This window comes from Candidatus Chlorobium masyuteum (assembly GCF_011601315.1).
Classification (GTDB): domain Bacteria; phylum Bacteroidota; class Chlorobiia; order Chlorobiales; family Chlorobiaceae; genus Chlorobium; species Chlorobium masyuteum.
Genome location: NZ_JAAORA010000001.1, coordinates 70,416 through 97,059 on the forward strand (window position 1 = coordinate 70,416; position 26,644 = coordinate 97,059).

The following is a 26,644-nucleotide window of genomic DNA, read 5'->3' on the forward strand; positions in this document are numbered from 1 at the left end:
TAAATATCATACTGAGGCTATATGCTATTAATATAAAAGGAGTTACTTGCCTATAAAAATTTTCGCGTAACATATGCGTAACAAAATTTTTATCAAAATCTATGAATAAAAATAAAAAACAATTACTTCCCTTCTGCTTGATTTTCATCTCTTCATATGCCGCATATTCAGCCTGTACTGATATTCATGCATAATGATTTTTTTCCACCCCCAATTGATCAGGATACCCAGATATCTACGATATCGACTATTGAAACCTGTGGATGCTATTTTTTTATGCATCTCACAGATTCGCCGCAATCCATATATCCTTCAAGGCACGATACACTGGGTGAGTCATGCCTCAGCAAAAATACATGGTTGTTCACCACATCACCCACTTGCGATGGTGTTTTCGTCCAGTATCCAGTAACAATGCCCTTTGTATAGTTGCCACCGCAGAAAATTTCCTTCCAACCAGCCCCGACTGCCGTGAACCCTGAACTGTTGGTAGCCCCTACGTTCGGTGATATCCAATTTTCCAGTCCCGTGTCTTTCAGTTTGCCACCTGCTTCTTCCTGGCCACCAAGATTTATAATCAATGTCTCCCAGTCATCAACCGTCGGAATCAGCCAACCTTCTGGTGCGAGTTCTCTCGCATCGTTGACAGCATAGCCATTATACATAATCCGCGTCGAATTGTTGATCTCATAACAGTAATAAGCACCTATTTCGCACTGGCAGAGATAAAGCCATTCGCCATCGTCGAAGGCCTGAAAGATCGGTTCACCATTACGATAAGTTGTAACGTGAAGGTCTTCTGCCATCCAAACTTGATCGCCGATCTTTGCCGTTTTATAGCGTATTTTATTAAGGTTATTTGGGTTCATTGGATTCTGAGTTCGGCTTTTAATGTGAGATTTTCGTATGCATCATGACGGATTATTTGAAATGACATTGAATGAATTGTTATACCGCCTGACTTATTCTCTTTCGAGTGCTTCTTTCATTCCAGATCAACAAGTTCTAGATATACAGAACACACCACCTCGAGACCACCATTACATGACTTTCTGAACGATTCCTTTGCCCCCGCAATGCTCTTTTGTTCGCCTTTACCGTTTAAATGCGACCCCCATATTGTATTGAGCCTCAGGGATCCCCTGTTCTGAGGCACGCCGGAACGTCAACCTCGACAAGTGCGGCGAATTGGATAATGCTATGACTGACTGGATCCGTCCCGGTCGTCTCTAGGTCGAACAAAAAAACCTTTTTCATATATAATTGCTAGATATGGAATTCATCGACGAGGGGCCCCGCGTTTTTATCAAAATCATTCATTGAGAAGTTTATTAATCTTAGAATAAATACGCACTTCGTCACGAGATAATATGACCGCCTTTTTTTCCAGTAATTCCTCTAACTGCCTTATACATTCTTCAAATGTATCTGGATATGTGTAGTATTTTTCCCCACCTTTTAAACTTAAACGTCGTAGTGACTCACCGGAGAAACAAGAAGCGCTCAAATACATTTTCCACCCATTGCCATACTTATCAAAATATCCCCTATTCGACGATAAGTTCAGACAAATTAAGTGGAAGCTGTTTGAGTTTGAGTATCCCACATCATCAATTCCTCCTTTCACAACAAAAACATTCTTATTCATTGCAATCAATATTAAAATTAGAACGGTGGTAGATTATCGATAAGCAAATCAGACTCAGAATAATAATCAGAATCTGCAGATGCATTTCCTGCCAATGATGTTCCTGCAATAGGTTCGACTTTCCAACCCTTTACATCCGTATACCATTTTCCGTTGAATTCGCGGCTCTCAAGGTCAAAATGCACGCGCACAGCAACACCTGTCTGAAGCAATGCTTTGTCAACCTTTTCGCCCCAGACTGTGATACAGACATCCTTGGGATATTGCCCCTCTGTTTGAATGATGATGTTCTGTTTCTTCCAAGTGCCGTTTTTTCCAGTCCCCATCTGTTCTGGCAAAACTGTCTTGATTGACCCACTGATATCCATAATACTCTGTTCTAATGAATGAAAATGTGTTATGCTTCCAGATACTTCCAGCCCCAGCGCTCCCTTTTATGGTCGTATGTCTTTATGGCATTTCCCTTTACATGCATACCGTTAACCAATTTCAGGTCGGACACTACGTCGGGCGGGATAAAAACATCATCAACAAATCCGAAGGGTTGGTCTGCCCGAATTTTAACTATATCATCAATCGGCTTGATGAACTGGCTCCTGATCTCTTTGTCATCAACTTTGATTACTGTGAAGACTCGGGAAGGGGCTTCGCCACCATAGTCTTGAAACCTGACTTTGAGAATTTCGCCGATAGTCACTCTATCAAGGAAGCGCTCATACTTGAAAAAACCCAACCGATCGTCAGTAGCCAGATAGCTCAGCATTTTCTTGTTAGTGTTAACAAATTCCACGATCACGGCCTCTTCCGGGATATCCGCATAGAGTAAGGCATCCGCATGTGATTCGTGGCGCTTGTACAACTCCACGTTTGACTTCAATGGCTGGGCAACTTGGTACCATTCAGACGCCATCCAGTCCTGTACGGATTTCGGAACTTTCCACCCCTTCTTGTTTCTGGCATCGACGAGTTTGTCTATTTCTCCCCTTGCTTCATCGAACATCTTTCTATCGATGAGTAATGCCGCCATCTTCTCCCGTAAATTGACCAGCATTTCCTCCGAACTTCTGCACAACAACGCACGGCAATAGCAAGCAAATACGGATTCTTTATCCTCAGAAAAGGCCTCAGCAAGAATATCCCATACCCAGAAGTCACCTGACTTCTGCCTTGCGAATGGAAGCAGTTTAGCATGCATGTGCTCTTTGTCACCAAGAGCCAAAAGAAGTTTTGCATTGAAATATGGCGGATACAGGTATTCGGGATGACTTTCTATCAAGGCTGTTAGGCGCGGCAAGAACGACTCGACACGAGCCTTGTTGAATGTCAATTGGCCAAAATAATCCGTGTGCGGCAACAAATGCTTGGCATAGATGATATAGGCTTGTTCAGCCAATGTCATTATTCTTTTCCCGTCAGGCATTACCTCGGGCTGGTAATCTTCCGGGCCGAAATTGTCCAGGCCCCACCAGTCGGCAACTTGCAGATAACTCCCATGATTCTTGAAAGCTTTATTAAAAGCCTTGAACAAGAAACTGTATGCGGGTGATGGTTTGGTGAATGAAAACTTCTCTGTGATATGGAATATCTGGAGCAACTCGTTCATATGAGAGTTTTGCTCGTCGATACTCCTGTACACGATTTTCCCGATTTGCCATGCCACGGTATCGAAAAGCATCACATCCTCTGGTGGTAACTCCAACGCCTTGACACTCTCCAAGCACTTTATAAAGCTGGTTAAATCGCCCTTTTCCGCAAATTGCTTAGCGTATTCATAGTACACCCAGCTAATATTCCGCTTGCTCCAAATATTATCAGGATCAGCCTGCAGTTCGGCATTCGCCATGGCAAAAGCCTCCTTCAGACGACCGTCTTTGCGCAGTGTTTTAATTTCGCTGGCTGACATAGTTATTATCCTTCAATGAATGAATCCCGTTCTTGATTAAGGACAACAGCGCCGGACTGGTCGACCTTGAGGCCAATGGCATCACACTGCCGAAAAATCCTTCCTGATTGTAATTGAAATCAAGAACGCACGTTTCCACACCTCTGATAAACGTATACCGCTCCTTGTACTGCAAATGCTCTACGTTCCGGATTATGATGCCGATATATGTCAACGCGCTGAGCATATCCCGATAGAGCGCCTCGGTAAAGGGTTTTGTTGAATCAAAGTCGATCTCAGCAGAAGCCTCAACGCCCTGCGCATCTGTTTGCTTATTCTCATTCCGAACGATCCGAATGTTCGGCAGGTTATCCAGAATCTGCGCAATCTCGGTGTTGAAATTAGTGTTCGGTGACAGTGCAGGAAGAGTCGTGAATGCATTCTTGAGCTCGTTCTTGCCGTTAACGAATGTCTTGAAAACCGCCGTATCCGCATCTCTCCGAAAAGCATACCGGATTTCGTAGTTCATTCGCTGCCAGCCGGTCAAGTCAATCCCACACTCTTCAACTGCTATATGAACCCGCAAGCAATGGTCTTGAAGTGGAATCATAGCATCCTTGAGACCAATCTGGTCTAGCAAGCCGGCCATCTCGTCATCGAATGCCACCTCTTCGGCAGGACGTGTTGTTCCTATCAACTGAACCAGCACATTCTGAACGGGTAGTTCGACCAAGATCATATTCGAGTATGGAGTGAAATACGGGGGGGTCAGATTATACAACAAAGAAGATGCTCTCGTGATCGCAGTATACGCCCATCGGTAAAACCCCTGATTTTGAAATCCTTGGCCATAGTCCCAAACGATGAAAACGTTGTCCCACTCACCGCCTTGAGCCTTATGACAGGTAACCGCATAACCGTACTTGACCTTCAAGCAATTGAAATATTCATCTTGACGGATTGCTTCATTGAATTCCCTGGTTTTCGGCTTTAAATTTTTATGCCTAACCTTGAAATCGATATACAGTGCCCGCATTTCATCTGGACTCAGCTTGTTACCGCCGTACAGGAAATTCTCAAGGAGACGCCCTGAAACAATTCTTTCTTTACCTTCCAAGTCCGGCAAGACAAGTTCAACCTTTCTCCAAGTAAGCGTGACAGGTGGAAGTCCTTTCATTGCGATTGTTCGCGATTCAGCAACAGTATCGGCATAATTAATAACGGCAAACTCGCCATTGAGTACCCCGAGGGTATAGCTGTTGGCACCAATGATCACGATATCGCCCTGCCTCGGAGGAAGTTCGTCCGAGCCATGCAAACCGCTTCTTATCTGCACATTGAGATCATAAGCAGTCTTGTTTTGATATGTCACGATGACCTTGGTACCTTCAGCACTTTGCCAGGAGTCTATGAAATGTTCAGCTGAAGAGCGGATAACATCAGTGCCGTTTCCATTGAGATTGAAATAATTGAAATGACCTGACGTTATCGCCTTCCTGACCAAGACCGCAGAATCCAGCACCCCACTCCCGGCAGAATGGCGTAGCACCTCTGTCAAAACAGCCTCCTCTGAGTCAAGGCCGAAATTATCTTTCAAATATTTCGCATCAAGCGCATTCGAGGCATTGTCACCAACCGGAGGAAGTTGGCAGGGATCACCGACAAAGATGATCTTGGTCCCTGCATTCTTATGCTGTACCCTCGTGAATGTTATCAGATCGGAAAGCAGTCGCCCAGTCCCAAAGCGGAAAAACTCATCCTCGGCTATTGCATCTGAGATCATGGATGCTTCATCGACGATGAAAATAGTATTTGCGATATCGGCATCGGTATTAATCCCATAATAATACCTGAAGGTTTCTTTTTCCTCCTTGTCATCCAATTCGTGATAAGTATAGATGCCTTTATGGATGGTAGTCGCTTGATTGCCTGTTTTGTCAGAAAGTATCTTTGCGGCTCTTCCGGTCGGAGCCATAAGAGCATATCGTTTCTTGGAGGTAACAAGATTTTTTACAAGGCCTTTAAGAAGTGTTGTCTTACCACTGCCAGCGTAGCCCTTGAGAATGAATACATTTACAGGGGAGCTTAAAAATTCTTCTACTCGAGCCAATACCTCCCTTTGGCTGGAACTAAGTGCGGGATCCAGAAAATGTTCAACAATAGTCATAAATGTATTTCGACATACGAGATCACAAGAGAATAATTGTCATAAAAACTCACACACAAACCTAATAGAAAACCTTAAAAACACTTATCATGTGAAGTCACTTCATAACCGAGAAATATTTTTATTTATCGTTTTCGTAAAATCTTCAAGAAAACTTAAATACACAAAAAAGAGCCTGTATCGACCCGCAAGAACCTTTTTGTACAATTTTAACTTATAATCCTTAAATGACGCACTCCTATGAGAGTTCATGTCACGCACCACCAGCAATCCTTCGGCTGTTTTTTTTATTATATCAAAACCAACACAATTCAGCACTCCACTAGACGGAGCTCCATAATAATAAGCATACAATATTGATGAGAGCTGATATTCAATACCCCACTGTGATGCATTCTTATTAAATGTATCAGCCAGCCATTCCTTTTTATATGAATCACCAAAAACCAACTGCCATAGATACTTTTGTTTTTGCACATCAGCAGAACCGCCTGACCCACAAAACAGATAATCACATCTCTCTATTATCAAAGACTTAATCTCTTCTGTAAACAACACCCTAACGATACCCTCTACCTGCTCAAACAGTGCTTCACAAAATTCCTCAAAATTATTTTCTCTTCTAAATCTCTCCATCTGAACAAAATCATCTATTAACTTCTGCTTAATATTGATCATTACAAAATCTGAATAAAACCCTTCAGCCTGTTCTCGAATAACATTTTTTAAACAGTATTCATAAACTTCATTCACAGTTTTACCAGTGATTTTTTGCGCCTCTTGTTCACTAATTTCACAAAGCAACTCCCTGATAAACCACTCATTTCCCCGCAATGAGGCTATCTCTGATATCAAATTTATAAATTTTCTGAGCTTGACTTTATCTTGAGCCATCCTAGGAGCTTTTAGTTATTTTTTTAGAACAGAAATCCTAATTCATAGAATACTTGTTCATCGCGACATCAAAACCACTCTCAAAAAATGTATTAAGTACATCATCAAGTTCTTTCACTCTTAATGGATCTGTGATGACATTAGATCGATTCTCAATAATCAAGTTATCGAAATGCTTTTTCATTTTTTTGTAAGCAGAATTATCAGCACCCTTGACCATCCTCAAATAATCCAGCTTGCCTGCCAAGACGTTTATCATATTCGGTTTTCCACCATCCAGCAAGTGCCCCCTGTCATCCATATATTGCTCTAGAAATATTCTTTCGGCTTTCTCATATCCATATCGCTCCCAATAGTAAAGCCACATGCGCAGCTGCTTGATATACCGTTTTTGCACATTGACCTTTTCATTTACAACGAGACCGGTTACTTCCTGGCGATGTCCGGTTTTCTGGAGACGGGTTTTCTTTTCGTTTATATGAAAGCCTTGATCAGTAATGATGCGATGCAACTCTTTCAGGAATTCTCCGTCTTTCTGATAGACGTTGTGCATCGAGCTGAACGTGATGTCATCCGCATACCGGCTATATCTGAGCCCAAATCGATTGGCCACGCCAGTCAATCGATGATCAAGTTTTTTACAAACAATATTAGTTATGACCGGAGAGGTCGGGGCCCCTTGTGGCAGAACATTCTGCTTCACCTGAACCCATTCACCCTTTTCATCCTGACGCTCGACGGTCATTTCGGTGCAGCAAATCGCTGCAATCATATTCGCAATTTGCTTTCGACCTGCTATAGTCCGGCTCCTCACCATAAAGTATTTATCTGCGGATTCCGTAGGGGCTATCGATTTTTTTTCGTTGAGATTGAACGGTTCCATCTGCAGGCATGCCCAAACCCTTGACTGATTGATGCTTGGAAAAAAGTCTTTCAAGTCAATGTTGAAAACATAGTTGCATCCTTGATGGATCCTCGCGTTATCTACTATCGAACGACCGATAACAAATCCTGTGGCAGCCTTGTGGGGTTCGAAGACACATTGCAGAATAAAGCTCAATGCCTTCTGGATAGACTTCATTCCTGAAACGGGGGCGTGGATGAGCCGATCAGCACCGGACTTCTTTTTTATAGAGAAGTCTGAGTAACGTTTTCCTCCAAGATTAGGATTTGCATACCATGTGAGCTGTTTTAGCTCAATAGGAACGGTCTTTACTCCATAGACAAGGGGTTTTACTTGATTCAATAAATTCAGGAAATCTTCCCTTGAATGCATTTTCTCAAAAACGCTCCGGACCTCCAGGATATGTGATTGTTCGATTTTCATAATGGGTTCATATTGAATAATCCCGAAATACCTGCCGCATATTCTTCGTGTATGACTTTGAAAAGAATTCAAATTAGATACGGGGTTTAGTAGGTAGAAATCAAATCGTAAAAAAAAATCATTACAATCTGAGATCCAACTAATAACCCGGGAACCTTCATCCCGAATTGCTTCGGGACACCAGCCGATCTGGATACATCTTTCGATTAACCCCAGCTGGCACTAGTCAATATCTTGCGGCAGGCTTTCAAGGAACAATACCCTAAAGAAAACACATCCTGTGCAGCGTATCTGCACAGTTGATGGTTCTTCATACGGCTAAATTCTCAAATAAGGCAGCCATATATGGAAGCTTTCATCAAACAGCATGTTGAGTAAACGGTTATCTCCACAATAGTACGTCTATTCTACAAAAAAACATAGGGTTAGGTATGAGATACTATTGTTACATTATTCACAAAGACCCAATAGGTCACAATATCCAAGTGTGTTGGACTTCAGGGACTCTTTTGGCTGTTCATCGTTCTTCAAGTTAAGCCTTCGTATCCTCTTCTATACTTTTTTCTTCAATTAGAATGCTATGGCTATCAACAAAAATGCCTTGATCCGTTACAAGCTTCTCGATAAATGCTTCGCAAATCCGGGAAAACGGTACTTCATTGAGGATCTGATCACTGAATGTGAATCGATTTTACTAGAGATCGATCCATTATCAAGAGGCATAAGCCGGAGGCAAATCCTTGCGGATATTGCCTTCATGGAGAGCAACGAGGGGTGGTGTGTTGAACTTGTCCGGAATCGGGAGGGAAAAAGAGTGTATTACCGGTATACCAACACGTCCTTTTCAATCAACAACATGCCTTTGAATGAACTTGAGATCAATCAGTTACAAGCGGCTATTGGCATCCTGTCCCAGTTTGAAGGGATGCCGCAGTTCGAGTGGGTCAGTGCCTTGTTGCCGAAACTGCAGCTAAGGCGCGTAGATAAGGTGAACAAAGGGACAGTCATGCAATTCGAAAGTAACCCCTTCTTAAAGGGGATTGAGCAACTCGGAGAGCTGTATAATGCTATTTACTACAAAAAGATTCTTTCCATCCAGTACCAGCCCTATGAAAGCAATGCTCCCTACGAGTTGATTCTCCACCCCTACGTTCTGAAACAGTACAACAACCGATGGTTCCTGTTCGGCTATAACCCGGAGATGCAAAAGCATAATTGGAACCTAGCCATCGACAGAATTGTCTCATTGAAAGAAATTACCGGCATGTACCATGAGAACTCAATCATCGACTGGGAAGAATATTTTGAAGACATTATCGGCGTGACAAAGCCTGAGAATGTTGAAGTTGAGGGTATCGTGCTACACTTTTCAGGAAAGTCTGCCATGTACATGCAAACCAAACCTCTTCATGGTTCACAGAAGTCGAAATGGCTTAGCGATGGGACACTGGAAATATCACTTCAACTCATTATCAACTATGAACTCGAACGTCTAATCCTCTCCTATGCCGATAGCGTGACCGTGGTTCAGCCTAAACACCTATTGGACACTATCAAGTCAAGACTGTCCAACGCATTCAAACAATACTCATAATGCTTGAACTTTTTAGCGGACCCCATCTGGTAGACAAAAAAGAGCCAAGTGATAATTTGGCACCGAAAAATGCCAGAAACCTGAACAAAAAGATTGTAGAGGTAGCGCAGGCATTACGCATACAAGCGCAATACTCAATTATGCAATGAGTTATCAGGTTTTTTCAGGAGAAGTAAAAAAACTCGCATCACAATGGCGTAACAAAACCATGGGTAAACGGCGTTAAATCGGATAAAATCGGAGTATTTCAGTGGCGTAAGAGCGGGAGGCAAAAATCCTGCAAGTCATTTACTTACAGAATGTTATGGGGGTGGACGATAGAAGATTCGAACTTCTGACCTCTACAGTGTCAATGTAGCGCTCTAACCAACTGAGCTAATCGTCCTCTTTGAAAGGCTGTAAATATAGGCTTTCATTCGTCATTTGCAAAGGGAATGAAAGCCCTGCAGAATATTTTATGCGATTTTTTTCTGTTTTTTATCATCCGAAAAATAGTCCGGAGCACCATTGTTCTCTATGGTGTCGGCCGTGATGACACATCTGTGGGTGTTTTTCATCGAGGGAAGATCGAACATGATATCGATCATGACATTTTCAAGCACTGACCGCAGGGCCCGGGCTCCGGTTCCGCGTTCAATGGCAATGGAAACCACCTTGTCAAGCGCCTCTTCGGTAAATTCAAGCTCGACGCCGTCCATTTCAAAGAGCTTTTTGTACTGCTTGACAATGGCATTCTTGGGTTCAACAAGGATATTGCGCAACGCCTTCTCATCAAGCAGATCAAGAGTGGAGATCACCGGCAGACGACCGATAAATTCAGGAATAAGGCCATACTCATGCAAATCATCCTGGGTGACATAGCGAAGAATTTCAGGATCGTATCCGGTCTGCTTGCTCTTGACTTTGGAGCCGAACCCCATCGAGGACTTTGAAACCCTTTTGGCAATCAGCCGGTCAAGTCCCTCAAACGCGCCACCGCAGATGAAGAGGATGTTCTTGGTATTGATATTGATCAGCTGCTGCTCAGGATGCTTGCGTCCCCCTTTTGGCGGAACACCGACAACCGCACCTTCGAGAATCTTCAAAAGTGCCTGCTGAACCCCTTCACCCGAGACATCCCGTGTGATGGAGACGTTGGCTGATTTACGGGCAATTTTATCGATTTCGTCAACATAGATAATACCCCGCTCAGCCCTTTCAAGATTGAAATCCGAAGCATGAAGCAGACGGGCAAGAATGGTTTCTACATCGTCGCCGACATATCCGGCTTCGGTAAGCGAAGTGGCATCAACAATTGAAAATGGCACTTCAAGCATGTTGGCCAGCGTCTGGGCAAGAAGCGTTTTTCCTGTACCGGTCGGCCCGATGAGCAGGATATTGCTTTTTTCGATGACAACCTCATCATCCTCATCGTGCATCCACTCCTGTGACTCAATCCTCTTGTAGTGATTGTAGACTGCAACAGAGAGCGATTTTTTGGCGATCTCCTGCCCGACCACATACTTGTCAAGAGAGTCCATGATCGCTTTCGGGCTTACAAGACGCGGCTGGAAGGGCTGCTCCGCCACCCGTTCACTCTGCTGAATGGCACTCAGCTCCTTGCGGAGGATCTCATAGGATGTTTTTATGCAGCGATCGCAGATGAATGCTCTCGGACCGGCAACCATGCTGTTTGCCTCATGTGCACTCCGGCCACAGAATGAACATAACACTTCACCGTCACCGTTTCCGCCTCTCGGTTTCCCTCTACCCGGTTCTTTTTCTCTGGTCATGGAATAGTTGCGCCGTCAAGAATATTAATAAGGTTGTGCTTTAAAATCCCATTCGGGCCAGACTGTCAAGCACATGCTGAATCGTCATACTCAGTTTGGGATGGTCGGCTTCGAAATGCTCTATTGCTTCATTCATGCGATCCGCCCGGGATTCGGACTCCCGGATTGATCCATTTTCATCAACAAGCTTTCCGATATCCTCCCTGAGATTTGAAAGCACGTTCAGTGTTGTCTCATCAACAGAGTCCACCCCTTCAAGTTCACGATGAAGTGTTTCAAGCAGATCCCTGAGTTTTTGCTGTTCCATATCGCTGAGCCGTTAAAACATTTGTTAAATCCAGAAGAGGAATGACACATACAACACCAGAAGCCGCCCGATCGTTTACGGCAGGCTTGTGGTTCCCATCAGAAAACGATCACATGCACGCGCAGCAGCCCTTCCTTCATAAATAGCCCAGACTACAAGGCTCTGGCCGCGACGGGCATCACCTGCAGCAAAAATCCCCTCCCGATTGGTCAGAAAGGTTTTTTCACTGGCCCTGATGTTGGTACGTTCATCTCGCGCAACCTGGAGCTGCTGGAGCAGGTGCTCTTCAGGTCCGACAAAACCCATTGCAAGCAGTACCAGCTCGGCGGGAATAATCTGCTCCGTTCCCGAAACCGGAAGCGGTACAAATCGGCCCTCCTGCATTACCCACTCAACCCGGGATACTTCAACGGCCTTGACTGCTCCGCCATCTCCGGAGAGAAACTTCTTGGTCATTATTGCATATTTTCTCGGATCCTCGCCCTGAACCTTTGCCGCCTCCTCCTGTCCGTAATCCACCTTGAAGGTTTTAGGCCACTCCGGCCAGGGATTGTCCGGCTGCCGCTCAAGCGACGGCTTCGGCATGATCTCAAGCTGAATAACACTCTTGCAACCCTGACGCAGAGAGGTGGCAACACAGTCCGTACCCGTATCACCGCCACCGATAACAACAACATTTTTTCCTGCCGCCGAAAGGGTTGGTGCACTTCCATCAAGCACGGCTTTGGTGCTTGAACGAAGAAAATCCATGGCAAAATGAATCCCCGTAAATTCGCGCCCCTCTGCATTCAGATCACGGGGTCTTGTGGCACCTGTACAGAGTACTACTGAGTCAAACTCTTCAAGCAGCTTGTCTGCAGGATAATCAACACCGACTTCGGTGCTCTCCATGAATGCTATTCCCTCCGCCTTCATAAGATCAATACGACGCTCAACAACCAGTTTCTTGTCGAGCTTCATATTGGGAATTCCGTACATCATGAGGCCTCCGAACCGGTCGTCACGCTCGAAAACCGTAACGCTGTGGCCTGCCTTGTTGAGCTGGTCAGCACAGGCAAGTCCGGCAGGACCTGATCCGACAACCGCAACCCGTTTACCTGTTCTGTGAGCAATTTTCTTCGGCTCTACCCACCCTTCGGCAAATGCATGCTCTATAATTGAATACTCAATGTTCTTGATGGTTACCGGCGGCTCGATAAGGCCAAGCACACAGGACCCTTCACAGGGAGCCGGACAGACTCTTCCGGTAAACTCAGGAAAGTTGTTGGTTTTCATCAGCCGGTCATAGGCATCATGCCAGAAACCGTTATAGATATAATCATTCCACTCGGGGATAAGATTATGTATGGGGCATCCTGACGCCATCCCGCTCAGCATGATTCCGGTGTGGCAATAAGGGGTACCGCAATCCATACAGCGTGCGCCCTGCTTCTGCAGCTCCCCATCCGGCATCTCCTTGTGAAACTCCTGCCAGTCTTTTATTCTCTCCAGAGGCTCCCTCTCGGCAGGCAACGCTCTCTGGTACTCCATAAAACCTTTAACTTTACCCATATCGATAGTTTAATCTTTTCAAGTTCCGCCGTTTTCCGCTGTTAATTGCCTGAAACGCGCGATGGATCATGAATATTTTTTTCAAATGCCGCCATAACCGCTGCATCGCCTGTAATGCCGGCCGCCTCAACCTCTTTCATTGCCTCCATCGCCCGCAGGTAATCATGCGGCATGACTTTGACAAAGCGCTGGCGGCTGGTTTGCCAGTCATCAAGAATCGACTGACCCAGATCGCTGCCCGTATACTCGACATGCCGCTCAATCATGCTCTGAAGAGCCGCAAGCTCCATCAGGTCATCAACCGTGGAGAGTCCGACCATCTCATGATTGCAGTTTTCAGCAAAGGTATCGTCAGCGTCATAAACATAGGCCAGACCTCCCGACATTCCGGCGGCAAAGTTTCGTCCGGTTTTTCCGAGAATCACAACAACTCCGCCAGTCATATATTCACAACCATGATCACCGATTGCTTCAACAACTGCATTCAGTCCGCTGTTACGAACACAGAACCGCTCTCCGGCCATACCCCGGATAAATGCCTCTCCGGAGGTCGCCCCGTAAAAACCGACGTTACCGATAATGATATTCTCTTCCGGAACAAACGTTGATCCTTTTGACGGATAAACCACAATACGACCGCCCGAGAGACCCTTTCCAACGTAGTCATTGGCATCACCTTCAAGCTCTATGGTGATACCATTGGGTATGAATGCACCAAGACTCTGGCCTGCGGATCCGGTGAATTTCAGATGAATCGTATCGTCAGGAAGTCCCTTTGAGCCGTGAGCTTTAGTTACCTCATAGCCGACAATGGTGCCCACAACCCTGTTGGTGTTGCGTATCGGCAGCACAGCAGAGACCTTCTCCTTTCTTTTGATCGCCGGTTCGCAAAGCGAGAGCAGGGTGGTCCGGTCGAGACTCTCATCAAGGCCGTGCTCCTGATCAATAGTACAGTAGCGGGTTTCATTCTCGCCGATCTCTGCCTGATAGAACATCCTGGACAGATCTATCCCTTGTGCTTTCCAGTGATCGACCGTTTTATTCATGCTGAGCAGTTCGGTGCGTCCGACAAGCTCATTAAGGGAGCGTACACCGAGACGCGACATATACTCCCGTACTCCCTCGGCAAGGAAACGCATAAAGTTTTCGACATGTTCGGGCTTCCCCTTGAAATGCTTGCGAAGTTCAGGATTCTGGGTGGCAACACCAACCGGACAGGAGTCATCCTGACAGCAGCGCATCATAATACACCCCATCACCACAAGCGTTGTTGTGGCAAAACCGAACTCCTCTGCGCCAAGCATGGCGGCAATAACGATATCCCTTGCGGTTTTCAGCTGACCGTCTGTCTCGACAACGATACGGCTTCGCAGGTTGTTGAGTACAAGGGTCTGATGAGCCTCGGCAAGACCGAGCTCCCAGGGCATACCTGCATGCATGATGCTTGAAACAGGCGAGGCACCGGTTCCTCCATCGTGACCGCTGATGAGCACCACATCGGCATGAGCCTTTGCAACACCGGCAGCAATCGTGCCGACACCTACCGTCGAAACGAGCTTGACATTGATACGCGCCTCGGGATTGGCATTTTTCAGGTCATGGATAAGCTGGGCAAGATCCTCGATCGAGTAGATATCATGATGAGGCGGCGGAGATATAAGACCGACACCGGGGGTTGAGTGACGAACCTTTGCCACCCAGGGATAGACTTTAGAACCGGGAAGCTGGCCGCCCTCTCCGGGCTTTGCGCCCTGTGCCATCTTGATCTGGATCTCATTGGCACTGGCAAGATATTCACTGGTAACACCAAACCTTCCGGAAGCGACCTGCTTGATGGCGGACATTCTGGAGTCGCCATTGGCGTCCTTTTTAAAACGCAGCGGATCTTCTCCGCCCTCTCCGGTGTTGCTTCTGCCTCCAAGCCTGTTCATGGCAATAGCAAGGGTTTCATGAGCCTCCTGACTGATGGAGCCGAAGGACATGGCGCCGGTCTTGAACCTTTTGAGTATGGCTTCAACCGGTTCGACCTCTTCGAGAGGAACAGGGCTCTTGCTGAAGCGGATATCCATCAGACTCCGGATCGTGCAAAGATGCTCGCTCTGGTCATCAATAAGGTTTTCGTATTTTTTAAAGAGCTCATAGTTTCCCGTCCTGCAGGAGTGCTGCAGAACATGGATCGCTTCGGGACTGAAAAGGTGATACTCGCCGTTATAACGCCATTTCCGCTCTCCTCCGGCTTCGAGACCACGATCAACCTTGTTCCCGGTTGGCGGAAAAACCGTTTCATGACGCCTGCGGACCTCTTCGGCAACCGTATCAAGCCCGATACCTTCAATTCGGGTAGGTGTACGGGTAAAATAGGCATCAACAAGCTGGGTATTGAGACCGACCGCCTCAAATATCTGGGCGCCACGATAGCTCTGGATAGTGGAGATACCCATTTTAGCCATGGTTTTCACCACGCCCTTGACGGCTGCCTTGACATAGTTTTTGGTAGCAACCTTCTCCTCAAGTTTGATATGGCCCATCGAAACCTCTGAACGAATTGTTTCAAAGGCCATGTAGGGATTGATTGCACCGGCGCCATAACTGATGAGCATGGCAAAATGATGAACGGCTCTCGGCTCGGCTGATTCAAGTACCAGGCCGATATTAGTTCTTATACCGGCATTGATAAGAAAGTTGTGCAGACCTGAAACGGCAAGAAGTGCAGGAATCGGTGCGCGGTTCTGCTCAATCTCACCCTTGTCGGAGAGAATAATAATATTGACGCCCTTGCCGGCAGCCTTTTCAGCCTGACGGTAGAGATCCTGCATGGCAACCTCTATACCCTTTCCTCCTCGCTCCACATTGTAAAAAATAGGGAGCGTAATGGCACGGAAACCGGGTTTATCAATACCACGGATCTTTTCGAGAGCCTGATTGGTCAAGATAGGATGCGGCAACCTTATGCGACGGCAATTAACCTCTGTTGGCTCAAGCAGGTCCCCTTCGGTTCCAAGCATGACCGTCGTCGAGGTGATAAGCTCCTCCCTGAGCGAGTCAATAGGAGGATTGGTCACCTGGGCAAAGAGCTGTTTGAAATAATCATAGAGCATCTTCGGCTTATTGGAAAGCGCTGCAAGCGGGGTATCGTTACCCATCGATCCGACAAGCTCCACCCCTTTTTCACTCATCGCCTTTATCTGAAGGGCGATATCCTCCTGGGTATAGCCGAACACCTTCTGACGGGCGGTAAGACTGTACTTCTCTTCATCGGGATTTTTTAACTGGGGATGATCCGGAAGGGCATCAAGATCAATAACATTCCGCTCAATCCACTTGCCATAAGGCTGCTCGGAGGCAATGGTACTCTTGATCTCTTCATCAGAAATAATACGGCCCTCGGCAGTATCAACGAGAAACATTCTACCCGGCTGAAGACGGTCTTTCCTGAGAATCCTTTCGGGAGCAATATCAAGCACACCAACCTCGGAGGCCATGATAACGAGGTCATCCCTGGTAATATAGTAGCGTGAAGGGCGAAGTCCGTTACGATCAAGCACCGCTCCGATCTGTACACCGTCGGTAAAGACTACAGAGGCAGGTCCGTCCCACGGCTCCATAAGGCAGCTGTGGTATTCGTAGAAAGCTTTTTTCTCTTCAGACATGGTCTGGTTTCCTGACCATGGTTCAGGAATGAACATCATCGCCGCATGAGCAAGCGAACGGCCTGAAAGAACAAGAAACTCAAATGAATTATCAAGAATGGCAGAGTCGCTGCCGTCCTCAAGAATAACCGGCTTTATATCTTCAAGGGCATCACCAAACACCTTCGATTGCACATTCTTCTCCCTGGCCTTCATCCAGTTGACGTTTCCCTTCAGGGTATTGATTTCGCCATTATGACTCAGATAGCGGTAGGGATGCGCGCGATCCCAGCTCGGGAAAGTATTGGTACTGAAACGGGAGTGTACCATTGCTATAGCGCTCTCCATGTCGGGATCGTGCAACTCGGGATAGAACTCCCCGACCTGTTCGGGAAGCAACATCCCCTTGTAGACAATCGTGCGGCAGGAGAGACTTGATATATAGAAATAACTGCTGCCGAGAAGCCCTGCGGTGTATTTAACCCTCTTGGTAATGCGGCGGCGGATGATATAGAGCTTTCTTTCAAATTCAAGCTCGGAGGAGATATCCTTGCCCCAGCCGACAAAAAGCTGCTTGACCACAGGCTCTTCAGAGCGGGCGGTCGCGCCGAGGGTGTCATTGACGGTCGGGACTTTTCTGAAACCAAGAAACTTCTGCCCTTCAGCCTGTATCATCAAACGACAGATATCCTCTATAGCACGACGCTGCGATATATCCGGAGGAAGAAAAACCATCCCCACTCCGTACTGGCTTGCCGCCGGAAGTTCAATATTTTTTTCCGCACAGACCCTGCGCAGAAACTTGTCGGGAACCTGGATAAGAATTCCCGCACCATCACCGGTATTCTTTTCACACCCGCAGGCTCCGCGATGTTTCAGATTCTCGTTGATTTGCAGTCCCTGCTCTACAATATTATGGGACTTGACACCCTTGATATTGGCAACAAATCCAACACCGCAGGCGTCATGCTCAAACTGAGGATCATAGAGCCCCGCTTTTCTTGTAACATTCATATTTTCAGGCACAACTTTTCAAATAGTTTCAAAAAAAAGGCGATCAACAATTCAGAGTGCAGAATATAAGTTATTTAACAAAATATTCCACGATCGCATCACTCCCGGAAAGGCTATGCTTTTGCCTGACCGGCAACCGCCTCTACAGCCTTCTTCAAGGCTTCCTGGTCACCGAGGTAGTAGCTTTTCAGGGGCTTGAGCTCATCATCGAGTTCGTAGACCAGAGGAATCCCGGTCGGAATATTCAAGCCGACAATATCCTCTTCAGAGATGTGGTCAAGGTATTTGACCAGGGCTCGCAGGGAGTTTCCATGCGCTGCAATGATCACGTTTTTCCCTTTACGAATTTCAGGAGCTATTGTGTCATGCCACAACGGCAGAAACCTCTCCACCGTATCCTTCAGACATTCACTCAAAGGAATCTGTTCTTCAGCAAGAGCTGCATAACGGGGATCTGATCCAGGATAACGCTCATCACTTTTTTCAAGCATTGGAGGAGGGGTATCATAGCTCCGACGCCATACAAGAACCTGTTCATCACCATACTTCTGGGAGGTCTCCGACTTGTTAAGACCCTGCAGGGCACCGTAGTGCCGTTCGTTGAGCCTCCAGCTCTTGAACACAGGAATCCACATCAGATCCATCTCATCAAGTACTGTCCAGAGCGTCCTTATGGCACGCTTCAAAACAGAGGTATAGGCAACATCAAAAACAAATCCTGCTTCCCGGAGCAATTTTCCGGCATTGGCCGCCTCTTTTCTTCCCTGTTCGGAAAGATCAATATCATACCAGCCGGTAAAGCGATTTTCACGGTTCCACTGGCTCTCACCATGACGTAACAAGACGAGTTTAATCATATTGCTCTTTCCCCCTTTCAGAATATTTTTTGATGCCGGAAATCCGAGGTGCTCTCTGTTATGGCCTGCAATTTAATATTCTCCACCTCTTTTCTCAAACTTCATCCGCTCCGGGAAGGAAAGAATAGCAGGGAAGGCGTATGATAGTTACCGGAGAAGGAGTGATTTAGAGAATTGTCAGTAGATTTATAAAACGAAATATGATATCTTAAATAATTTTAATTTTTGCGGCTGTTTGTGGGTTTCGTATTGCCGACCCCCTGACCTCAGGGGCAAAGAGGATCTGTAAATGCTATTTATACCGATAAAAAGACAATGAACGTAGACAATTTCAGATTACAGTTAGGCGGAAAAGAGTATGTGCCAATCATTATCGGTGGCATGGGGGTCAATATTTCCACAACCGAACTTGCGCTTGTGGCTGAGAAACTCGGCGGCATCGGACATATTTCCGATGCTGAAAACGGCTATGTCTGCGACAGGATATTGAAAACTTCATTTGTCAGTCAGAAACGCAAAAAATACGCCGGATTCATCAACAATCCTGACAAATCGGAAGTCCTCTTCGATCTTGAAGAGGTAGCCAAAGCGCAAAAATTATATATCGAACATACGGTCTCAAAAAAAACCGGCAAAGGGGCGATTTTTCTTAATTGCATGGAAAAATTGACCATGAACAACGCCTCCGAGACACTGAAGGTCAGACTTTCTGCTGCTATGGATGCCGGAATCGACGGTTTGACCCTCGCTGCCGGCCTTAATCTCCGAACGCTTGATCTGATCCAGGATCATCCCCGGTTCCGGGATGTTAAAATCGGCCTGATCATCTCCTCGGTAAGGGCACTCTCCATTTTCCTGAAACGGGCGGTTCGCCTTAACCGACTGCCGGATTATATTATTGTTGAAGGTCCGCTTGCCGGAGGTCACCTCGGCTTTGGACCCGATGACTGGCATACCTTTGATCTCAAGACAATTTTCATTGAAGTACTCGACTTCATGAAAAAAGAGGAGCTGAACATTCCGGTTATCCCTGCAGGAGGAATCTTTACCGGTACCGATGCCGTCGATTACCTCAGGATGGGTGCCGGTGCCGTACAGGTTGCCACACGGTTTACCATTACCAAAGAGTCCGGCCTGCCAAATGAGGTAAAACAACACTATCTCAACGCGCGAGAAGAGGATATTGTCATCAATATGGCCTCAACCACAGGTTATCCGATGAGGATGCTCATTAACTCTCCAACCCTTCGCTATGCCATAAAACCGAACTGCGAGGGACTCGGATACCTGCTTGAAAACGGCGGAAAATGCAGCTATATCGATGCTTACTACCACGCTCTTGCCGAAAGAAAGCCCGGTGAACCGATAGTTGTCAAAGAGAAAACCTGCCTCTGTACCGGCATGGCCAACTATGACTGCTGGACCTGCGGGCACACCACCTACCGGCTGAAGGAGACAACAAACCGCCTCGATAATGGCAAGTGGCAGATTCCAAAAGCTGAGGATATTTTTCTCGACTATCAGTTCAGTCGTGACCACTCCATAAGGCTGCCGGAACCGGAACCTTTGGCATAAAGAAGCTGTTGCAAAAAGAGAGCCGCATCCGGTGTGTTCACAATTTCCTGCGAAGGCCTGAATAAGAGTAGAACATGCAGCTGCCATGAAAAGAAAAGCCTCATTTTTCTTCTTTACCGCCCTTCTTGCGGTCATACTCCTTCTGGTTGTCTTTACGGTCAATCAGTTGAGCAGTGCGGCAACGCTGCTCGATGCGCTCTATCCCAATACAGGAACGCTTTTTCTTTTGTTCAGCTGTGCGCTTCTCGCCACTGCGCTGTACAGCGGGATCCGGCTCTTTTCGCTTCCAATCAAACCCGATCTGCCGGATAATGAAAATTCCAGGCAGATGGCCGCCTACTCCGGTTATCTGGCAAAACGGATGCCTGTTCACTCAAAGCATCCTGATGCTTCAAAGAAGCTGAAAGACCTTCGATGGGTCCGCACCAATCTCAAATTCCTTGAAGTCGACTCGCTCAACGATATCAAGCAGTTTGCGACCAAAAATTTTTTTGTAGGTGCCCTCGCCCAGAACACCTCTTACGGCACAACGACCACCCTTTTGAATAACATTAAAATGGTCTGGGCCATTTATATTCTTCACAACCGCGAACAGCATCTCAGAGAGTTTATTCTGCTGGTCCGTTCCGTCTATGAGTATCTCCCGCTTGCCGACTTTAAAAAAGAGGAGATCCCTGCCCATATCAAGCCGATTATCCAGTCCGCGTTCAGCAACACCCTCTCTTCACTGCTGCCTGCAGGCAACCTGCTGACCCCTTTTTTTATGAACCTTTTCCTTGCCGGTGCAACCAACACCTACCTTACCTGTCTTGCCGGAATCATCGCCACCCGTCATTGTCAGGTTATAACTGAAGAAGACGAAAAAGAGGTTATTCAGCAGAGCATGTTTGAAGCTTCATTCATGCTCAAGGAGATCGTCAGGGAGTGCAACCCCCTGTTATCGGTTACCATCAGCAAAGCGGTCAAACAGGCAGGAATCGAAAGCCTTGACACCGTTCAGCCATCAAGCGGAAGTGGTATAGCCCAGGATATTGTTTCCCACCTTGCAAGCTCCCTGAAAAACATCATCAGGGAGAATATTTCGCAGGATCATGATGATGATTAGGGCTTTTTACGCAGCTCCCTGAAAAAATCCTGCAGGAGGGTTCGGCACTTGTTCTCCATAATCCCGCCGTAAACTTCCGGTTGATGATTAAGTTGCTGACATCCTGTTATATTCATCACCGTACCGGATGCACCCATTTTCGGGTCATAGGCCCCGAAAACAACTCTCCCTACCTTTGCATTGACAATAGCTCCCGCACACATGGGGCAGGGCTCCATGGTAACGGCAAGAGTACAATCTTCAAGGTACTTGTTTCCTATCGTAGCCATAGCCGAGGTCAGGGCAATCATTTCAGCATGCGCGGTTGCATCACAAAGTGATTCCACCTGATTGTATCCCCTTCCGATAATGTGACCGTTACTGTCAATGATCACCGCTCCGACAGGAACTTCCTTCTTTTCAAACGCTTTGATCGCCTCACGGAACGCAAGTTCCATACACCAGGTAAAATCGAGCATACTATTTGTGTAAATATTGATGTGTTGAGCGTTCACAGGTTTTACCGTAAACGTAATTTTCGTTATACTATTGCTCTTTGCGCAATTTTCGATTTCCCTGCATTACTCGTGTGAACTATTGTCCGTAACCCAAGACCTAAAAATATGAACATTCATGAATATCAAGGCAAGGATATCCTGAGAAAATTCGGGGTTGCCGTACCGAAAGGAATTGTTGCCTATTCCCCGGAAGAAGCAAAAACCGCTGCCGAGCAGCTCTTTGAGGAGTTGAGTTGTCCGGTGGTTGTTGTAAAAGCACAGATTCATGCAGGCGGAAGAGGTAAGGCCGGAGGAGTCAAACTTGCCAAGTCAGCAGAAGAGGCATTTGACATAGCACAGCAGCTGATCGGACTGACACTGGTCACCCATCAGACCGGACCCGAGGGAAAAGAGGTCAGAAGGCTGCTTGTTGAAGAGGGTATGAATATTGAAAAGGAGTTTTATGTCGGCATTACCCTTGACCGCGCAACATCGCAGAATGTTCTGATGGTTTCAACCGAGGGTGGTATGGAGATCGAGAAAGTTGCCGAAGAGACCCCTGAAAAACTCCTGAAAATCCAGATTGACCCGCTTTACGGTATGCAGGGATTCCAGGCACGTGAGGCTGCATTTTTCCTTGGACTTGAAGGCGAGCAGTTCCGCAATGCGGTCAACTTTATATCGGCACTCTACAAGGCCTACACCTCGATTGATGCGGCAATTGCTGAAATAAACCCGCTCGTTGTTACCAAAGAGGGTAAGGTACTCGCACTTGACGCAAAGATCAATTTTGATGACAATGCACTCTACCGCCATAAAGAGTTTATTGAACTGCGCGATATCAGCGAAGAGGATCCGTTTGAAGTTGAAGCTTCAAAATCCAATCTCAACTATGTACGCCTTGACGGCAATGTAGGCTGTATGGTCAACGGCGCAGGCCTTGCCATGGCAACCATGGACATGATCCAGCTTGCCGGAGGAAAACCTGCAAACTTCCTTGATGTAGGTGGTTCGGCAAGCCCCCAGACGGTAGAAGAGGGGTTCAAGATCATTCTGAGCGACAAAAATGTCAAAGCAATACTCGTCAATATTTTCGGCGGCATTGTCCGTTGCGACCGTGTAGCGGGCGGCATTATTGAAGCCGCAACAAAAATCGGCCTGCATCTGCCGGTCATTGTGCGCCTTGAGGGCACCAACGCCCCAATAGCCCAGAAAATGCTTGATGACTCGGGGCTGAATCTCATTTCAGCCAACGGCCTTCGCGATGCGGCCCAGAAGGTCAACAAGGCACTCTCCATGGCCTGACTCATGAAGAGCTCTCTGTAAGGTAAAAACCATTCACCCCGCATATTCAATCTGCGGGGTGTTTTTTTTCAGTGCATCTATGCCGAAACCTCTTTGCAGTTCATGCGGGCTCTGCTCGATAAAAAAATGGCCCTCCTCCGAAAGCCTGCAAAGCTGTGTTTTCAATACCGGATGGCTCGGAGAGCATGAAACCGCCCTTTTCGGGCGCCAAAGAGACCCTCTCGATCCGGAAGAATCACGCTTCGGAATAACCCGTTCACGCTTTGTAGCACGGCTCCGGACAGCGCTTCCGGGCGCCCAATGGTCAGGCATCATAACCCGATTAGCTGAAAAAGCTTTAAACAGCAAACTTGTTGAGGGTGTGGTAACCCTGCACCGTGATGAAAACAATTATTTCAAACCAATACCGGTTCTTGCTGAGTCTGAACCATCCATCTACAAGGCAAAGGGAAGTATTCCCGTCCTTTCGCCCGTGCTCCGTTCCCTTGAAGAGGCTCACACCAAAGGGCTGAAACGACTCCTCGTTATAGGTGCCGCATGTCATATTCATGCACTGCGTGACTTTCATCGGCGATTCGACTATCTGCGCAATATGGAAATCTATACCATCGGCATTCCCTGCGTCGATAATGCAAACGAAAAAAAGTGGCCGTGGATTCTTGAAAGAATTTCAAAATCACCGGCAACAGCCCGCCATATTGAATTCATGCCGGACTACCGGGTACACGTCAAACATCTCGACGGTCACCTTGAGAAAATCCCTTTTTTCAGCCTGCCGGAAGAGTTGACCAACCCGGAAATCTTTCCGCACTCATGCCTGAGCTGTTTCGATTACCTGAATGGACTTGCTGATATAACGGTGGGATATCTGGCCGCGCCGTTCAAAAAAAGAGGCACGTTACAGTGGGTACTGGTCCGCACAGAAAAAGGCGCTGTGCTTAACAATCTGATCGCTGATGAACTGGAAACCTTTCCGGAATCAGGAGAGTGGGAGTGCTTTAAATTTGTAGCGGCTGCGGCAAAAAGTTCTGCCGAAAGTATGAAATGCCAAAAAAAGGAGTTCAGCACAACCCGTAAAATCCCGGTTGCAGCAGGCCACCTGATCTCGGAACTCCTGTTCCGTACAGGACCAAGGGGCATTGGATTCGCACATTTTTCTGTGGACCATCACCTTATAAAACACTACTACTTTGTAAAATTCAACTATCCGCAGCACCTTGAACGACTGGTTCCCCGCCATGTATACACCATTCTTGAGGAGTACGGCCTTGAAGCCTGAAACCTGAAAAAAAAAACAGCGAAGAGAAACAACTTCCCCTCCGCTGTCCAAAGCAACAACCTGCCCGTCCCTGTCATCTCAATCATCACTCATCTTTGCGTTCCTGCATCATCATCATCATGCAACTGACTCAAGAGCGGACCTGTTGTTGAAACCATTCCGGAGAGACAGGTAACTCCCCTCACAAAGTATGACGCGCTTTGAGGCAGAATCCTGCACAAAAAAATGTAAAGTAAGCTCAGTCGGCGGAAAAAACTTTTAAACAATAGATCCATCCCGGGCAGATGCTACTCGTAACGGAGCGCCTCGAGAGGCTTGAGTTCCGCAGCTTTTCGGGCGGGCCAGAGTCCGAAAAAAATACCGATAAGGGCAGAGAACACGGTAGCCACAACAACCGAAACAACAGAGGTTTTAACGGCCCATCCGGCAAAAATGGCAAGCATAAAAGAGACCCCGATACCGGCAACTATCCCGATCAAACCTCCGCTTATGGTTAACCCGACAGACTCTACGAGAAACTGCAGCATGATGTCTCCCTTTCGTGCCCCGATCGCCTTGCGCAACCCGATCTCCCTGGTGCGCTCGGTTACCGAGACCAGCATGATATTCATGATGCCGATACCGCCTACGACAAGCGAAATAGCAGCTATGGAACCAAGCAGAACACTCATGGTCTGGGTTGTACTGCTGAGCATCTTCTGTATCTCGGTCATATCCCGGATATTGAAGGAGTCGTCATCGGCTTGAAGCCGGTGCCTTTTCCGGATAAGTTCACTGATCGTACTCTTTGCCTGCTCAATAAGGGTTGGAGAGGTAACTTCAACAAAAATACCGCTGAGATAATCCTTGCCGAGCACCCGGTACATGGCCGTCGTCACCGGAATAAGCACCACATCATCCTCATCCTGCGGACCTGAAAACCCTTTTGCCGGAGCGATCCCTATGACCGTAAAATTAATCCTGTTAATCTTTATGGTACCTCCTATCGGGTTGGTGTTTCCGAATAGCTCCTTGACCACCGTAACACCGATAATGGCCACTTTTTCACGCTTCTGTATCTCCTCCCGCGTAAACCACCTGCCGACAGTTGGCGTTGAGGCCCGCATGGTTCCGTAATCATAGCCGACACCGGTCAGGCTTGAGCTCCAGTTTTTGTTGCCGTAGACCATTCGTGCGCTGCCGTTGACGACACCGGTGGCATTTTTTACCAGTGTGGTAAGCTCGGCAATATCTTCCACATCAATGGCGGTAAAACGGGCAACAGCACCTGCACCCTGGGCAGCACCGCGGATCTTGGCCGATCCACCCCTGATTGAGAGCATGTTGGAGCCCATGGATTTAAGCTGCTCCTGCATGGCGGCCTTGGCACCCTCGCCAAGTGCCATCATGGCAATCACAGAGGCTACCCCGACAAATATTCCGAGTACTGAAAGAAATGAGCGCATCTTGTTGGCAAGAATCGCCTGGAAAGCCTGTGCCATAAAACCGATAAAGCGCCCGTCCTGCCATAACGAGACCTTTGCGGATCCATGGATCTCAAAACCCGCGAGACGCTCAGCAGAGCTTACCGGCACACTCCCCGTCCGCTGTTCATCGGATATGATAACACCATCTCTCATGGTGATGACCCTCCCTGCATAGTCGGCTATCTCTTTTTCATGGGTCACCATAACAATGGTTTTACCCTCTTCATGAAGTCCTTTGAAGATCTTCATGATCTCGGCCGAGTTTTTCGTATCAAGATTTCCGGTCGGTTCATCGGCAAAAATAATCAATGGATCGCGCACCAGCGCCCGTGCAATAGCTACCCGCTGCTGCTCACCGCCGGAGAGCTGATTGGGTGTGTGATCAACTCGCTCGGCAAGACCAACCTGACGGAGCCGCTCTATGGCCTCTTTACGGAAATCCCCTTTTATGCCGCTGTAGATGTGCGGCAGGCGCACATTCTCCACAATGCTCATGCGCTTGAGCAGGTGAAACTGCTGAAAAACAAACCCGGCAACATTGTTGCGGAGCCCTGACAGCTCATCTTCACTCAGGGTATTGACATTCTGGCCGAGCAGCAGGTAGTTGCCCTTGTCGGGAGTGTCAAGCAGACCAAGTATCTGCATCAGGGAGGATTTGCCCGATCCGGAAGCACCCATAATGGCAACAAACTCACCCTGCTCTATGGTCACTGAAACTCCGCGCAGTGCCTGAACGGTGCTCTCCCCGATCTGGTAGGTCCGGTGAACATCGACAAGTTCAAGCAGATGTTGCACA

General features: G+C 47.2%; 20 protein-coding genes and 1 tRNA gene. 6 read left to right on the forward strand and 15 right to left on the reverse strand.

Going from position 1 to position 26,644, the window contains the following annotated elements; genetic code table 11:
* Positions 1 to 266: 266 nt before the first annotated feature.
* The 7 genes from G9409_RS00335 to G9409_RS00365 all read right to left on the reverse strand — a co-directional run bounded on the left by G9409_RS00335 (position 267) and on the right by G9409_RS00365 (position 7,918).
* Positions 267 to 869: a fibrobacter succinogenes major paralogous domain-containing protein gene (locus G9409_RS00335; protein WP_166806912.1), complete on the reverse strand. Its 603-nt coding sequence runs from the start codon at positions 867 to 869 to the stop codon at positions 267 to 269.
* 443 nt (positions 870 to 1,312) lie between these two features.
* Positions 1,313 to 1,648 carry a hypothetical protein gene (locus tag G9409_RS00340; protein WP_166806913.1) on the reverse strand — a complete coding sequence of 112 codons (336 nt, stop codon included), beginning with the start codon at positions 1,646 to 1,648 and terminating at the stop codon, positions 1,313 to 1,315.
* 17 nt (positions 1,649 to 1,665) lie between these two features.
* Complete coding sequence (locus tag G9409_RS00345; RefSeq protein ID WP_166806914.1) at positions 1,666 to 2,016, reverse strand: DUF3127 domain-containing protein; 351 nt, start codon at positions 2,014 to 2,016, stop codon at positions 1,666 to 1,668.
* Positions 2,017 to 2,045: 29 nt separating this feature from the next.
* Positions 2,046 to 3,551, reverse strand: coding sequence for a DUF7017 domain-containing protein (locus G9409_RS00350; RefSeq protein WP_166806915.1), 1,506 nt, complete (start codon positions 3,549 to 3,551; stop codon positions 2,046 to 2,048).
* Positions 3,532 to 5,697 (reverse strand): ATP-dependent DNA helicase, encoded by a 2,166-nt coding sequence (locus G9409_RS00355; RefSeq protein WP_166806916.1) that lies wholly within the window; start codon positions 5,695 to 5,697, stop codon positions 3,532 to 3,534. The genes G9409_RS00350 and G9409_RS00355 overlap by 20 nt, the downstream gene beginning before the upstream one ends.
* Before the next feature lie 102 nt (positions 5,698 to 5,799).
* On the reverse strand, positions 5,800 to 6,591 hold the full coding sequence (locus tag G9409_RS00360; RefSeq protein ID WP_166806917.1) for a hypothetical protein: 792 nt from the start codon (positions 6,589 to 6,591) through the stop codon (positions 5,800 to 5,802).
* A 37-nt stretch (positions 6,592 to 6,628) separates the two neighbouring features.
* The gene (locus G9409_RS00365; protein WP_166806918.1) at positions 6,629 to 7,918 is read right to left on the reverse strand and encodes a reverse transcriptase domain-containing protein; all 1,290 of its coding nucleotides are present in this window, start codon (positions 7,916 to 7,918) and stop codon (positions 6,629 to 6,631) included.
* Between the two features lie 580 nt (positions 7,919 to 8,498).
* Here G9409_RS00365 and G9409_RS00370 point away from each other — a divergent pair.
* Both G9409_RS00370 and G9409_RS00375 read left to right on the forward strand, forming a co-directional pair.
* Positions 8,499 to 9,512, forward strand: coding sequence for a helix-turn-helix transcriptional regulator (locus G9409_RS00370; protein WP_166806919.1), 1,014 nt, complete (start codon positions 8,499 to 8,501; stop codon positions 9,510 to 9,512).
* Entirely contained in the window at positions 9,512 to 9,661 is a 150-nt protein-coding gene (locus tag G9409_RS00375) for a hypothetical protein (protein ID WP_166806920.1), read from the forward strand. The genes G9409_RS00370 and G9409_RS00375 overlap by 1 nt, the downstream gene beginning before the upstream one ends.
* A 162-nt stretch (positions 9,662 to 9,823) precedes the next feature.
* Here G9409_RS00375 and G9409_RS00380 read toward each other — a convergent pair.
* From G9409_RS00380 to gpmA, 6 genes are all read right to left on the reverse strand, one after another.
* Positions 9,824 to 9,897 (reverse strand) — tRNA-Val (locus tag G9409_RS00380).
* Between the two features lie 70 nt (positions 9,898 to 9,967).
* Complete coding sequence (gene clpX / locus G9409_RS00385; protein ID WP_166806921.1) at positions 9,968 to 11,284, reverse strand: ATP-dependent Clp protease ATP-binding subunit ClpX; 1,317 nt, start codon at positions 11,282 to 11,284, stop codon at positions 9,968 to 9,970.
* A gap of 40 nt (positions 11,285 to 11,324) precedes the next feature.
* Positions 11,325 to 11,591 carry a DUF4404 family protein gene (locus G9409_RS00390; RefSeq protein WP_006366226.1) on the reverse strand — a complete coding sequence of 89 codons (267 nt, stop codon included), beginning with the start codon at positions 11,589 to 11,591 and terminating at the stop codon, positions 11,325 to 11,327.
* A gap of 75 nt (positions 11,592 to 11,666) precedes the next feature.
* Positions 11,667 to 13,142 (reverse strand): glutamate synthase subunit beta, encoded by a 1,476-nt coding sequence (locus tag G9409_RS00395; protein ID WP_166806922.1) that lies wholly within the window; start codon positions 13,140 to 13,142, stop codon positions 11,667 to 11,669.
* Positions 13,143 to 13,183: 41 nt separating this feature from the next.
* On the reverse strand, positions 13,184 to 17,785 hold the full coding sequence (gene gltB / locus G9409_RS00400; RefSeq protein WP_166806923.1) for a glutamate synthase large subunit: 4,602 nt from the start codon (positions 17,783 to 17,785) through the stop codon (positions 13,184 to 13,186).
* A 113-nt stretch (positions 17,786 to 17,898) separates the two neighbouring features.
* Positions 17,899 to 18,642 carry a 2,3-diphosphoglycerate-dependent phosphoglycerate mutase gene (gpmA, locus tag G9409_RS00405; protein WP_166806924.1) on the reverse strand — a complete coding sequence of 248 codons (744 nt, stop codon included), beginning with the start codon at positions 18,640 to 18,642 and terminating at the stop codon, positions 17,899 to 17,901.
* Between the two features lie 315 nt (positions 18,643 to 18,957).
* Here gpmA and G9409_RS00410 point away from each other — a divergent pair, with 315 nt between their 5' ends.
* Positions 18,958 to 20,217, forward strand: coding sequence for a nitronate monooxygenase (locus G9409_RS00410; protein ID WP_166806925.1), 1,260 nt, complete (start codon positions 18,958 to 18,960; stop codon positions 20,215 to 20,217).
* A gap of 85 nt (positions 20,218 to 20,302) precedes the next feature.
* Complete coding sequence (locus G9409_RS00415) at positions 20,303 to 21,322, forward strand: hypothetical protein (protein WP_166806926.1); 1,020 nt, start codon at positions 20,303 to 20,305, stop codon at positions 21,320 to 21,322.
* Here the strand turns inward: G9409_RS00415 and G9409_RS00420 are convergent.
* A complete protein-coding gene (locus G9409_RS00420; protein WP_166806927.1) occupies positions 21,319 to 21,780 on the reverse strand; it encodes a nucleoside deaminase in 462 nt (153 codons plus the stop codon). The genes G9409_RS00415 and G9409_RS00420 overlap by 4 nt on opposite strands.
* Before the next feature lie 144 nt (positions 21,781 to 21,924).
* Between G9409_RS00420 and sucC the strand changes: the two genes are divergently transcribed.
* Together sucC and G9409_RS00430 are read left to right on the forward strand one after the other, a co-directional pair.
* Entirely contained in the window at positions 21,925 to 23,103 is a 1,179-nt protein-coding gene (sucC, locus tag G9409_RS00425; protein ID WP_166806928.1) for an ADP-forming succinate--CoA ligase subunit beta, read from the forward strand.
* Positions 23,104 to 23,182: 79 nt separating this feature from the next.
* Entirely contained in the window at positions 23,183 to 24,382 is a 1,200-nt protein-coding gene (locus G9409_RS00430; RefSeq protein WP_166806929.1) for a Coenzyme F420 hydrogenase/dehydrogenase, beta subunit C-terminal domain, read from the forward strand.
* A gap of 287 nt (positions 24,383 to 24,669) precedes the next feature.
* On the opposite strand, the gene G9409_RS00435 is transcribed toward G9409_RS00430, so the two are convergent.
* Positions 24,670 to 26,643 carry an ABC transporter permease gene (locus G9409_RS00435; RefSeq protein WP_328700113.1) on the reverse strand — a complete coding sequence of 658 codons (1,974 nt, stop codon included), beginning with the start codon at positions 26,641 to 26,643 and terminating at the stop codon, positions 24,670 to 24,672.
* Position 26,644 lies beyond the last annotated feature (1 nt).